At 67.9% G+C, this 11,567-nt stretch carries 11 protein-coding genes; 9 read left to right on the top strand and 2 right to left on the bottom strand.

Going from position 1 to position 11,567, the window contains the following annotated elements; genetic code table 11:
- Positions 1-122 precede the first annotated feature (122 nt).
- The 4 genes from KBY67_RS01535 (at position 123) to KBY67_RS01520 (ending at position 2,802) form a co-directional block, all read left to right on the top strand.
- Positions 123-620 carry a hypothetical protein gene (locus KBY67_RS01535; RefSeq protein WP_255107903.1) on the top strand — a complete coding sequence of 166 codons (498 nt, stop codon included), beginning with the start codon at positions 123-125 and terminating at the stop codon, positions 618-620.
- A 44-nt stretch (positions 621-664) separates the two neighbouring features.
- Positions 665-1,270, top strand: a complete 606-nt coding sequence (locus KBY67_RS01530; RefSeq protein WP_255107901.1) for a hypothetical protein — start codon at positions 665-667, stop codon at positions 1,268-1,270.
- Entirely contained in the window at positions 1,267-2,283 is a 1,017-nt protein-coding gene (gene trpS / locus KBY67_RS01525; RefSeq protein WP_255107899.1) for a tryptophan--tRNA ligase, read from the top strand. Before KBY67_RS01530 ends, trpS begins: the two co-directional genes overlap by 4 nt.
- Positions 2,284-2,448: 165 nt before the next feature.
- The gene (locus KBY67_RS01520; RefSeq protein WP_315855537.1) at positions 2,449-2,802 is read left to right on the top strand and encodes a hypothetical protein; all 354 of its coding nucleotides are present in this window, start codon (positions 2,449-2,451) and stop codon (positions 2,800-2,802) included.
- Here the strand turns inward: KBY67_RS01520 and KBY67_RS01515 are convergent, their stop codons facing one another.
- Both KBY67_RS01515 and KBY67_RS01510 read right to left on the bottom strand, forming a co-directional pair.
- Complete coding sequence (locus KBY67_RS01515; protein ID WP_255107887.1) at positions 2,803-3,288, bottom strand: TM2 domain-containing protein; 486 nt, start codon at positions 3,286-3,288, stop codon at positions 2,803-2,805.
- Positions 3,285-3,659: a DUF2605 family protein gene (locus KBY67_RS01510; protein WP_255107885.1), complete on the bottom strand. Its 375-nt coding sequence runs from the start codon at positions 3,657-3,659 to the stop codon at positions 3,285-3,287. The genes KBY67_RS01515 and KBY67_RS01510 overlap by 4 nt, the downstream gene beginning before the upstream one ends.
- 136 nt (positions 3,660-3,795) lie before the next feature.
- On the opposite strand from KBY67_RS01510, the gene thrS reads away from it, so the two are divergent.
- From thrS to KBY67_RS01485, 5 genes are all read left to right on the top strand, one after another.
- Positions 3,796-5,601, top strand: a complete 1,806-nt coding sequence (thrS, locus tag KBY67_RS01505) for a threonine--tRNA ligase (protein WP_399213678.1) — start codon at positions 3,796-3,798, stop codon at positions 5,599-5,601.
- A 25-nt stretch (positions 5,602-5,626) separates the two neighbouring features.
- Positions 5,627-6,652 carry a glucokinase gene (locus tag KBY67_RS01500; protein WP_255107884.1) on the top strand — a complete coding sequence of 342 codons (1,026 nt, stop codon included), beginning with the start codon at positions 5,627-5,629 and terminating at the stop codon, positions 6,650-6,652.
- Positions 6,653-6,726: 74 nt separating this feature from the next.
- Positions 6,727-7,677: a homoserine kinase gene (thrB, locus tag KBY67_RS01495; RefSeq protein WP_255107882.1), complete on the top strand. Its 951-nt coding sequence runs from the start codon at positions 6,727-6,729 to the stop codon at positions 7,675-7,677.
- Positions 7,678-7,768: 91 nt separating this feature from the next.
- Complete coding sequence (locus KBY67_RS01490) at positions 7,769-9,343, top strand: NAD(P)H-quinone oxidoreductase subunit 4 (RefSeq protein ID WP_255107880.1); 1,575 nt, start codon at positions 7,769-7,771, stop codon at positions 9,341-9,343.
- Positions 9,344-9,398: 55 nt separating this feature from the next.
- Complete coding sequence (locus KBY67_RS01485; protein ID WP_255107878.1) at positions 9,399-11,546, top strand: M3 family metallopeptidase; 2,148 nt, start codon at positions 9,399-9,401, stop codon at positions 11,544-11,546.
- Positions 11,547-11,567: the final 21 nt, after the last annotated feature.

Genomic DNA, 11,567 nt, shown 5'->3' with positions numbered 1-11,567 from the left:
GGCGGTGGGGGTGGTCAAGGGCGGTGCGGGGCTGCCGAAGCAGTGCCTCTCTAGCTCAGCTGACCTCTCCTGCCCAGGCTGCCTGGATCACCCCCAGACTGGGGACGTCGAGCGGCCTTGTCATGGTGGAGACGGCCGAGGCCGCCAGTCTGAAGCTCACCCCCCGCCTGGAGCTGGAGCTGGCTGGCTGGCAGCGCCAGCAACAACTGGAGCAGCACTGGCATGGGGGCCTGCCGGTGCTGCTGCTGGATCGCTGCTGGCTGCAGCTTCGGGCTGTGGCAGTGGAGCGGCTGGCGACCCTGTTACCGCCGGATTGCACGGCAGCGGCCCCCGAGCTGGAGGCCTTCCGCCACTGCTGCCGCCAGGGACTGAGCCCCGCAGCGGCGGAGGCCCACTGCTGGCGGGAGTTCGGTGAGGAGGCCTGCCGGCTGGCCCTCAAGCGTCACTGGCAGGCGCAGGAGCGGAGCCAAGGCGGCTGGACCCTGCAGATTTACCTCGATGCCCTCGCCCGCTACCGGCAGGTCTTTGACGTGGGGGGGCCACGGCCGTTGCCGCTGCTGGTTCTTGCCCGTGCCGGCAGCGCTGAACCCCACCGACTGCTCTGGCTGGTAGCCCCATGATCCGTTGATGCGGCACACTTGCCCCCTGATAGAAGGCTCCGGCGATGGCCGACGAGAACACAGCAGCAGTCCCCCAGTCTGAGCAGGACCAACCCGCTCGGGCCCGCCGCATCGAGACGGGGCGCGGTAGTGCTGGCGGCACTGGCGGCACTGGAGGAGGCGGTGGCCGGGATCGGGAAGCCGGAGGCTTTCGCATCCGCCTGAGTGAGAACGAACAGCGCGCGGCCCAGGTCGTTCAGGAGGCCTTCCAGCTCCGCTCCACCGTGGCGGCTCTGGGGTTCTCGATCCGCACGGTGGCCCAGCTGCTGGAGCAGGGTCAACTGGACGCGTTGCTGGCGGAGCACCGCGCTACTGGCGGCGCCCCCCGCAGTGAGGGGACCCCCCGTGACGGCCAGCGGGCCAAGCGGGCCCCCGCCGAGGGTCGGGGTGAGCGGCGTTCCAGCCGTCCGGACCCCTTTGCGCGCCCCAGCCGCCCCCAGGCAGCGGCGCCTGAGGTGGAAGCTCCTGAGTCGGAGTCTCCTGAGATGGAGGCCGCTGGTCACGAGACCACGGACGCGTCCGAGCCTGCTGATCAGGCCCTTGAAGTGGTGATCTCTGAGCCGGAGGAGGCCCCGATCCAGCCCGCCGCAGCGGCTGAGACGCAACCGTGAGTGACAGGCCCCGGGTTCTCTCCGGTGTGCAACCCACCGGCGCTCTGCATTTGGGCAACTGGCTCGGGGCCATCCGCAACTGGGTCAGCCTCCAGGACGACCACGACACCTTTTTCTGTGTCGTGGATCTCCATGCCATCACGGTGCCCCAAGATCCGGCGCTGCTGGCTGAGAACACCCGCCGCACAGCCGCGCTCTACCTGGCCAGCGGCATTGATCCGGAGCGCTCCAGTGTCTTCGTGCAGAGCCAGGTCACGGCCCACAGCGAGCTCACCTGGCTGCTGAACTGCGTCACGCCGCTGAACTGGCTGGAGCGGATGATCCAGTTCAAGGAAAAGGCGCGTAAACAGGGCGAGAACGTCTCGGTGGGGCTGTTGGATTACCCCGTGCTGATGGCGGCCGACATCCTGCTCTACGACGCCGATCTGGTGCCGGTGGGCGAAGACCAGAAGCAGCATCTGGAGCTGGCCCGCGACATCGCCCAGCAACGCATCAACGCCCGCTTCGCCCCCGAGGACAGGCCGCTGCTGAAGGTGCCTGAACCGCTGATCCTCGCTGAGGGCGCCCGGGTGATGAGCCTGCAGGATGGCCGCAGCAAGATGAGCAAGAGCGACCCTAATGAGGCCTCCCGCATCAATCTGCTGGATCCGCCCGAGCTGATCACCCGCAAGATCAAGCGGGCCAAGACCGATCCGGTGATGGGTCTGGAGTTCGGCAACCCCGAGCGTCCCGAAGCCGACAACCTGCTGGGGCTCTATGCCCTGCTCAGTGGCGTGGGCCGGGAATTTGCCGCCCTGGAGTGCGCCTCGATGGGCTGGGGTCAGTTCAAGCCCCTGCTGGCGGAGGTGGCCGTGGAGGCCCTGCGCCCCCTGCAGGAGCGCTACGAGGCCATCCGGGCCGAGCCGGGCTACCTCGATCAGGTGCTGCGCAGCGGCCGGGAGCGGGCCAGCGCCGTGGCTGAGACCACGCTGGAGCGGGTCCGTGCGGCCATGGGATTCCTGCCAGCACGCTAATCCCTGGCCCAAGACTGATCAGTAGATCTGATCAGTCTTCCTCCCCTCGGCGCACTTGCGCTTCGTTCTGAGCGGCGGGCCCTGCTGGCCACCATCCGTTTCGCTGAGGGCACCTGGGCCCATGGGTCCTCCCATGGCTACCGCACCCTCTACGGCGGCGAGCTGGTGTCTTCCCTGGAGCGCCATCCCGACACCGTGGTGGTCAAGGGCTACGCCAGTGCTGCCGCCGGCGCCTACCAGATGCTGCCAGCCACCTGGAAGGCCGCCAGCCTCCGCCTCGGCCTGCGCGGTTTCGGGTCGGCCAATCAGGATCAAGCCGCCCTCTATCTGGCCGATCAACGCGGGGCTCTCGCGGCGATCGACCGGGGGCAGATCTCCGACGAGGCCATGGCGCGCCTGGCCGGGGAGTGGGCGTCCTTCCCCCTTCATCATGGCGGCAGTGCCTACGGCCAACCGGTCAAGAGCGCCGGGCAGCTGCGTCGCTTCTTCGAGGAACAGCTGCATGGCCGTCTGGGCTGATCAGGGCTCCCGGTAGACCACCCGGCCGCGATCGTCGTTGCCCACATCGAGCAGATCGTCGTGCATGAGCCGCTCGATTTCCTCGCGCACACGCACGCGTGGAGTGTCGTGGGGGAGGTGGCATTCCAGCAGCGCATCGTTGTAGGTGAAGCCGGCGGCGCCAGCGCGCCGAGCCAGGGCCAGCAACTGGCGGTCCAGGGGCGGCAGGGCGTTGGCGGGAGCGCCGGCCTCCAGGGCCTCCAGTGCGTCTTGGAGCAGCAGCGGCTGGTTGGCCTGATCCACCAGCTCAGGGATCAGGAACAGATCCACCAGCTGGCCGATGAAGCAGAGGCCGAAGGTGAGCAGCCAGAGGGTGCCGCTCAGGGGCTTGCGCGCATAGAAGCGCTGCAGGCCGCAGACGCCGAACAACGCCAGGGCCCAGAGCAGATAGCCAGCTGCCACGTGCCGCCGCTGCTGGCGGATCAAAGGGAGTGGAGACCGTTTCAAGGTCTGGGAGCCGGGGGCAGCTCCGGCAGCACCACCCCGGCCTGGCGCAGCTCCGCCGAGAGGGTCCAGACGCTCAGCACCAGCCGATGCCAGGGGGCCATGGCCTGCATGTCGAGGGCCATGCTCACCGGCGCGGCGGAGCGCAGGCTTTTGGCGGCGATCAGTTCCTTGCGGGCCGTGCTCAAGCGCTCGGCCAGAGCCTCCTGCTCGCCGCTGGTCATCACGCTCTCCGGACAGTGCTGGAGCAGCAGCAGACCGCGATCAAACCAGAAGTCGAAATCCACGAGAAGTGAACCCAGCAGCTGGTCGAGCAGCTCGCCCGCACCCCCCGGCATGGGGGTCGAATCCGGTGTGGAGGAAAGATCACTCACCAGCCGAGCTTAGGAATCGATCGGACGGCAGGACTGAATCCGATGCGTAGGATCGACCCTGGCCTGGCTCGATTCCGTGTCCCCATCCCCGTCGACGCTCCCGGCCGCTGGCCCTGGCCCAAGCCCGGAGCCGGCGGTGACCCAGGGCGGCGGTGCCACCCGCCTGCGCCTGCCGCGCACCAGCGAGAGCCCGGAGTTGCTGCGCATCCGCCATTCCATGAGCCATGTGCTGGCCATGGCGGTTCAGACGCTCTTTCCCCGCGCCAAGGTCACGATCGGACCCTGGACCGAGAACGGCTTCTACTACGACTTCGACAACCCCGAACCCTTCACCGAGGCCGATCTCAAGGCCATCAAGAAGGAGATGGGCAAGATCATTGCCCGCAAGTTGCCGCTGCAGTGCCTCGAGGTGAGCCGCGACCAGGCCGAGGAGCGCATCAGGGCCCAGAACGAGCCCTACAAACTGGAGATCCTGGCCGGGATCCAGGAGCCAATCACGCTCTACACCCTGGGCGAGCAGTGGTGGGATCTCTGCGCCGGCCCCCATGTGGCCAACACCAGTGAACTCAACCCCAAGGCCTTCGAGCTCGAGAGCGTGGCCGGCGCCTACTGGCGCGGCGATGAAACCAAAGCCCAGCTGCAGCGCATCTACGGCACCGCCTGGCAGACCGCGGAGCAGCTGGCCGAGTACAAGCACCGCAAGGCCGAGGCCCTGCGCCGCGATCACCGCCGCCTCGGCACCGACCTCCAGCTCTTCTCGATCGAGGATGAGGCTGGCGCTGGGCTGGTGTTCTGGCACCCCCGCGGCGCCCGCATGCGCCTGCTGATCGAAGACTTCTGGCGCCAGGCCCACTTCGCGGCGGGCTACGAGCTGCTGTACACCCCCCATGTGGCCGACCTGAGCCTCTGGAAAACCTCCGGCCACCTCGACTTCTACAGCGAGAGCATGTTCGGGCCGATGGCGGTGGATGAGCGTCAGTATCAGCTCAAGCCGATGAACTGCCCGTTCCACGTGCTCACCTATGCCAGCAGTCTGCACTCCTACCGCGAGCTGCCGATCCGCTGGGCCGAGCTGGGCACGGTGTACCGCTACGAGCGGCCCGGCGTCATGCATGGGCTGATGCGGGTGCGCGGCTTCACCCAGGACGACGCCCATATCTTCTGCCTGCCCGAGCAGATCGGTGATGAGATCCTCGGGGTGCTCAACCTCACCGAGACGATCCTCTCCAGCTTCGATTTCAACACCTACGAGATCAACCTCTCCACGCGGCCTGAGAAATCAATCGGTGATGATGCGGTGTGGGAGCTGGCCACCGCCGGCCTGATCGAGGCGCTCGATCGCAAGGGCTGGGCCTACAAAGTGGATGAGGGCGGCGGAGCCTTCTACGGCCCCAAGATCGACATCAAGATTGAGGATGCCATCGGCCGCCTCTGGCAGTGCTCCACGATTCAGCTCGATTTCAACCTGCCCGAGCGGTTTGATCTCCACTACGTGGCGGCCGATGGAAGCCGCCAGCGACCGATCATGATTCACCGCGCCATCTTCGGCTCGCTGGAGCGGTTCTTCGGAATCATGGTGGAGAACTACGCCGGCGACTTTCCCTTCTGGCTGGCCCCCGAGCAGGTGCGCCTGCTGCCGGTCACCGATGAGGTGATTCCCTATGCCGAGCAGGTGTTGGAGCAGCTGCGCTCGGCGGGGGTGCGGGCGGTCATCGATCGCAGCGGCGATCGCCTCGGCAAGCTGATTCGCACCGGCGAGCAACAGAAGATCCCGCTGCTGGGGGTGATCGGCGCCAAGGAGGCCGAGCAGGGCAGCGTCAGCCTGCGCTCCCGCCGCGACGGTGACCTCGGCAGCGTTCAGGTCACTGCACTGGTGGCGGCGGCTCAGGTTGCCAGTGAAACCCGTGCCGCAGGCCTCGGCCTGGAGGCCGTCGCGCCCTGATGGGAGTCCATCGCCTGATCTCCCCATGACGACCCTGCTGGCCGGCGACATCGGCGGCACCAAGACCCTTCTGGCCACCTACCGGCTGGAGGGGGACCAGTTGGTGCAGCTGCGCAGTGAGCGCTTCGTCTCTGCCGCCTGGGACGACTTCTCGGCCCTGGTGCGCCGGTTCCTTGCCGGTGCTGACGCCGAATCCGAACCGCCCAGCCATGGCTGTCTGGCGATTGCCGGGCCGGTGCAGGACCGTCGGGTGCGGCTCACCAACCTGCCCTGGCAGCTCGATGAGCTGGAGCTGGCGGCCGCCTGCGGGCTCCAGCGCCTGGAGCTGGTGAACGACTTCGCCGTGCTGATTTATGGGCTCCCGCATCTGGGGGAGGCGCAGCAGGCGCTGGTGCGGCAGGGCGTGCCCCAGCCGGGTCCCCTGGCGATCCTCGGGGCTGGCACCGGCCTGGGAGTGGCCATCGGGGTGCCGGGGCCCCAGGGTCTGATCGCCCTCGCCAGTGAGGCCGCCCATGGCGAATTTGCTCCGCGGCTGGAGCGGGAATGGCGACTGAAGCAGTGGTTGCAGCAGGATCTCGCCTTGGAGCGGGTGTCGATCGAGCGGATCGTCAGTGGCACCGGCCTAGGCCATGTCTTCCGCTGGTTTCTCCATGAAGCCGCCTCCGGCCACGGCTTGATGGCGGCGGCGACGGCCTGGGCGCTGGCCGAGCGCCGAGGCGAAGCGGAGCGCCCCGACCTGCCGGCCCTGGTGGCCATCGCCGCCGCGGAAGGCGATCCGCTGGCCGCCGCCGCCCTCGACCTCTGGTTGGCCGCCTACGGCTCCGTGGCGGGTGATCTGGCCCTCCAGAGCCTCTGCCGCGGTGGCCTCTGGCTGGGCGGTGGCACCGCCGCCAAGCTGCTGAACCAGTTGCGTTCCCAGGCCTTTCTGGCCCCCTTCGCCGCCAAGGGCAGGCTGACGCCGGTGCTGGAGCAAATTCCCCTGCGGGCTCTGATCGACCCGGAGGCTGGTCTGTTCAGCTCCGCCTGCCGTGCGCGGATGCTGCTGGGGTGAAGCCCTTCGCGGGACGCTCTTCGGCGGAGGGCCGCTCGGGCGGATGGGACACTGGCCCCAGCAGAACGGTTGTGATGGTGAGGCCCCGCATCGGGCAGGGTGTGGAGGTGGATGTGCCGGCGACCACCGCCAACCTGGGTCCAGGGTTCGATTGTCTGGGGGCGGCCCTGGAGCTGAACAACCGCTTCGAATTGCGCGCCATCGAGGGGGATGGTGAACGCTTCGACCTGCTGATCGAAGGAAGCGAGGGTGCACACCTGCGCGGCGGGCCCGACAACCTCGTGTATCGCTCCGCTCAGCGAGTGTGGAAGGAGGCGGGCCAGCAGCCGGTGGCGTTGGAGGCCCGGGTGCGGCTGGCGGTGCCACCGGCCCGGGGCCTGGGCAGTAGTGCCACGGCGATTGTGGCCGGACTGATCGGCGCCAACGCCCTTGTGGGGGAACCCCTGAGCAAGGAGAAACTGCTGGAGCTGGCCATCGACATCGAGGGCCATCCCGACAATGTCGTGCCGTCGTTGCTGGGTGGCCTCTGCATGACCGCCCGCGCTGCCTCCCACCGTTGGCGGGTGGTGCGCTGTGAGTGGCAGGAGAGCGTCAAGGCGGTGGTGGTGATTCCAGCCATCCGGCTCTCCACCAGTGAGGCGAGGCGGGTGATGCCCAAGGTGATCCCGATTTCCGACGCCGTGGTGAACCTGGGCTCGCTCACCCTGCTGCTGCAGGGTCTGCGCACCGGCAATGGCGATCTGATCGCCGATGGCATGCACGACCGGCTGCATGAGCCCTACCGCTGGGGGCTGATTCAGGGAGGCCGCCAGGTGCGCCAGGCGGCCCTCGATGCCGGAGCCTGGGGCTGTGTGATCAGTGGCGCCGGGCCAAGCCTGCTGGCCCTCTCCAGTGCCGACCATGCCCTGGCCGTGAGCCGGGCGATGGTGTCGGCCTGGGAGCGGGAGGGGGTGGCCTCCCGGGCCGAGGTGCTGCGGCTGCAGCTGAGCGGCAGCCGCTGGCAGGACCTGCCCGATCGCCCCTGAGCGGACGCCGCTGAGTACAACTACCTAACTGATACATTCAGGGCCCGAAGGCCGGTCCGTCCGGCTACAACCGACCCTTCCGCGAGCTCGAATGGACGCCACTCTTCCCCTCACGGTTGCGTCCAGTCTGCCCGCGTCCTTTCCCTGGCTCAGCCTGATCGCCCTGATACCAGCGGCCGGCGCCCTGTTGATGCCGCTGCTGCCCGGCGATGGCACCGACCCCCGGGCACCCCGCACCATTGCCCTGGTGGTGCTGCTGGCCGACCTGCTGCTGATGCTGTGGGTCTTCAGCCAGCGCTTCGATGGTGGGCTGAGCACCCTGCAGCTGGTGGAGCGGGTGCCGTGGGTGCCGCTGTTGGGCCTGGAGTGGTCGCTGGGGGCGGATGGCCTCTCAGCGCCACTGGTGGTGCTCAGTGGCCTGGTGACTCTGCTGGCGGTGGCGGCTAGCTGGAACATCAACAGCAAGACCCAGCTCTATTTCGGCCTGCTGTTGCTGCAGGCTTCGGCTCAATCGCTGGTGTTTCTCTCCCAGGATTTTCTGCTCTTCTTCCTGGCCTGGGAACTGGAGCTGGTGCCGGTGTACCTGCTGATTGCGATCTGGGGCGGAACCCAGCGCCAGTACGCCGCCACCAAATTCATTCTCTATACCGCCACAGCCTCGCTGCTGATTCTGATCAGCGGCCTGGCCCTGGCCCTGGGCGGCGATGGCTTCACCCTCAACCTGCAGGAGCTGAGTCAGCGCTCCTATGGCGGCAGTTTCGGACTGCTCTGTTATCTGGGCTTCCTGGTGGGCTTCGGGGTGAAATTGCCGATGTTCCCCCTGCACACCTGGTTGCCTGATGCCCACGGTGAGGCCAATGCCCCCGTGTCGATGTTGCTGGCGGGGGTGTTGCTGAAGATGGGCGGCTATGCCCTGCTGCGCTTCAACGTGCAGATGCTCCCCGACGCCCATGTGCAACTGGCTCCGGCCCTGGTGGTGCTGGGCATTGTCAATATCATCTACGGAGCCCTCAATGCCTTCGCCCAGGACAACGTCAAGCGACGGATCGCCTGCAGTTCGGTCAGTCACATGGGCTTTGTTCTGCTGGGCATCGGTGCCATCGACAGCCTGGGAATGAGCGGGGCGATGCTGCAGATGATCAGCCATGGCCTGATCGCCGCCTCGATGTTCTTCTTGACGGGTGTCTTCTACGAGCGCACCAAGACCCTCTCCATTCCCAACATGGGCGGCCTGGCCAAGGTGCTGCCGATCACCTTCGCCTTCTTCCTGGCCAGTTCGCTTGCCTCCCTGGCCCTGCCCGGGATGAGCGGCTTCGTCAGCGAGATCACGGTGTTTCTGGGGATCACCGCCAACGACGGCTTCACCGTGCCCTTCCGGGTGGTCACCATTGTCCTGGCGGCCATCGGCCTGGTGCTGACGCCGGTGTACCTGCTCTCGCTCTGCCGCCGGGTGTTTTTTGGCCCCAGGATTCCGGCCCTGGCGGTGGTGGGCGACATGAGGCCCCGGGAGCTGGTGATCGGGCTCTGCTTGCTGGTGCCCACCCTGGCCATCGGCTTCTGGCCCCGCCTGGCCATCGACTTCTACGGCGCCACCACCACCGCCCTGGCCGAAGGGCTGAGCAGCCCAAGCGTGATGGCGATCGGGCGGCTTTCCCCTCTTGGCTGAACCTCCAAGGCAGCGCTGATCGGCTGGAATGGGGCCACCGTCGCGGTTCACGACCATGAGCGCCTCCCTGCTTGCGCCCCCTCTGCTTCGCGGCGAGGGCCTGCCCGACTTCGCCGCCACCACTCCGGAGCAGGTGCGCCAGCAGATCCCTGCCCTGCTGGAGGTGCTCAACGCCAACCTCAGTGAACTGGAGCAGAGCCTGGAGCTGACCTCCACCGAGCAGGCCGCCGGCGAACTTCTGAGCTGGGATCAGGTGATGGATCCCTTGCAACGGCTGGGGGAGCGCCTGCGCTGGAGCTGGGGGCTTGTATCCCACCTCAATGGCGTCTGCAACAGCGCCGAGCTGCGCGAGGCGCACCAGAGCCAGCAGGGGGCCGTGGTGGCCTTCGGCAACCGCGCCGGCCAGAGCCGCACCCTGTACCGGGCCCTGGAGCGGCTGCAGCAGCAGCATGAGACCGGCAGCCTGCGCCTCGATGCCACCCAGGAGCGCATCCTCACAGCCGAGCTGCTGGAGATGCAGCTGCGGGGCGTGGCGCTGGAGGGTGAAGCCCAGGCGGCCTTCAACGCCGCCAGCGAAGAACTTGCCGAGCTGGCCACCCGCTTCGGCAACCACGTGCTCGATGCCACCAACGGCTGGACCCTGGCGCTGCATACGCCCGAGCAGGTTGAGGGCCTGCCCGAAAGTTTGCGTCAGCTGCTGGCCCAGGCGGCCCGGGAGGCCAGCCTGAGCAGCGCCGAGGGCCATGAGGCCTGCGCCGAGACCGGCCCCTGGCTGCTGGGGCTGGACATGCCCCGGGCCATGCCCTTCCTCAAATACAGCCACCGCCGCGATCTGCGCGAGCAGCTCTACAAGGCCCAGGTGAGCCGCGCCTCCTCCGGTGACCTCGACAACCGTCCCCTGATCGAACGTATCCTCACCCTCAAGGGCGAACAGGCCCTGCGGCTGGGCTACGCCACCTGGGCTGAGGTGAGCCTGGCCTCGAAGATGGCCCACTCCGTGGATGCCGTTGAGGGTCTGCTCGAAGATCTGCGCGCGGCCGCCTTCCCGGCGGCGCAGCGTGAGCTGCAGGCCCTGGCAGCCTGTGCCGGGCGCCAGGGTGCCCCTGAGGCCGCTGAGCTCAGGCCCTGGGATGTGAGCTTCTGGGCTGAGGTGCTGCGCCGCGAGAGCTTCGATCTGCACGGCGAGGCCCTGCGCCCCTGGTTCCCTCTGCCGCGGGTGCTGGATGGTCTGTTTGCTCTCTGCGGCCGTCTGTTCGGCATCCGCATTGAGGCCGCCGATGGTGAAGCACCGGTGTGGCACGCCGATGTGCGCTTCTTCCGAGTCTTCGATGCCAGCAGCGACCAGGCCATCGCCAGCTTCTTCCTCGATCCCTACAGCCGCCCCGGCAGCAAGCGCGGTGGGGCGTGGATGGACACCTGCCTGGATCGCGGCCGCGATGCCGCCGGCCGGCCGGTGCTGCCGGTGGCCTATCTGATCTGCAACCAGAGCCCGCCGGTGGGTGAGACCCCCAGCCTGATGACCTTCGAGGAGGTGGAAACCCTCTTCCACGAGTTCGGCCATGGGCTCCAGCACATGCTCACCACCGTGGAGCGGCCCCAGGCGGCGGGCATCAACCACGTGGAGTGGGATGCGGTGGAGTTGCCCAGCCAGTTCATGGAGAACTGGTGCTACGACCGCTCCACGCTGCTGGGCATGGCTCGCCATTGGCAGACCGCTGAACCGTTGCCCGAGGCGGAGTTTGCCAAGCTGCTGGCGGCGCGCACCTTCATGGGCGGCAGCGCCACCCTGCGTCAGGTGCATTTCGCCCTCGTGGATCTGCGCCTGCACAGCGTCTGGACGCCGGGCTCGGGCCTTAGCCCCGAGGATCTTCGCCGCCAGATCGCCGCCACCACCACCGTGCTGGCCCCCATTCCCGAGGACGCCTTCCTCTGCGCCTTCGGCCACATCTTCGCGGGGGGATATTCCGCCGGTTACTACTCCTACAAGTGGGCCGAGGTGCTCAGCGCAGATGCCTTCAGCGCCTTTGAGGAGGTGGGACTTGAGGATGAGCCCGCGGTCCAGAGCACGGGCCGCCGCTTCCGCGACACGGTGCTCAGCCTCGGCGGCAGCCGCAGCCCCGCTGAGGTGTTCGAGGCCTTCCGCGGCCGGGCGCCCTCGCCGGAGGCCCTGATCCGCCATTCGGGCCTGGCGGCGGCGGCCTGATGCCGGGCTGAGCAGCCACGG

It is taken from the genome of Synechococcus sp. RedBA-s (assembly GCF_024345495.1).
GTDB lineage: Bacteria > Cyanobacteriota > Cyanobacteriia > PCC-6307 > Cyanobiaceae > Regnicoccus_A.
This window is presented reverse-complemented; position numbering and strand designations above follow the sequence as displayed.

Bases quoted from the DNA above. Each gene is read 5' to 3' on its own strand.
- KBY67_RS01535 (WP_255107903.1), top strand. From the start codon at position 123: ATGGTGGAGACGGCCGAGGCCGCCAGTCTGAAGCTCACCCCCCGCCTG.
- KBY67_RS01530 (WP_255107901.1), top strand. From the start codon at position 665: ATGGCCGACGAGAACACAGCAGCAGTCCCCCAGTCTGAGCAGGACCAA.
- KBY67_RS01500 (WP_255107884.1), top strand. From the start codon at position 5,627: ATGACGACCCTGCTGGCCGGCGACATCGGCGGCACCAAGACCCTTCTG.
- thrB (WP_255107882.1), top strand. From the start codon at position 6,727: ATGGTGAGGCCCCGCATCGGGCAGGGTGTGGAGGTGGATGTGCCGGCG.
- KBY67_RS01490 (WP_255107880.1), top strand. From the start codon at position 7,769: ATGGACGCCACTCTTCCCCTCACGGTTGCGTCCAGTCTGCCCGCGTCC.
- KBY67_RS01485 (WP_255107878.1), top strand. From the start codon at position 9,399: ATGAGCGCCTCCCTGCTTGCGCCCCCTCTGCTTCGCGGCGAGGGCCTG.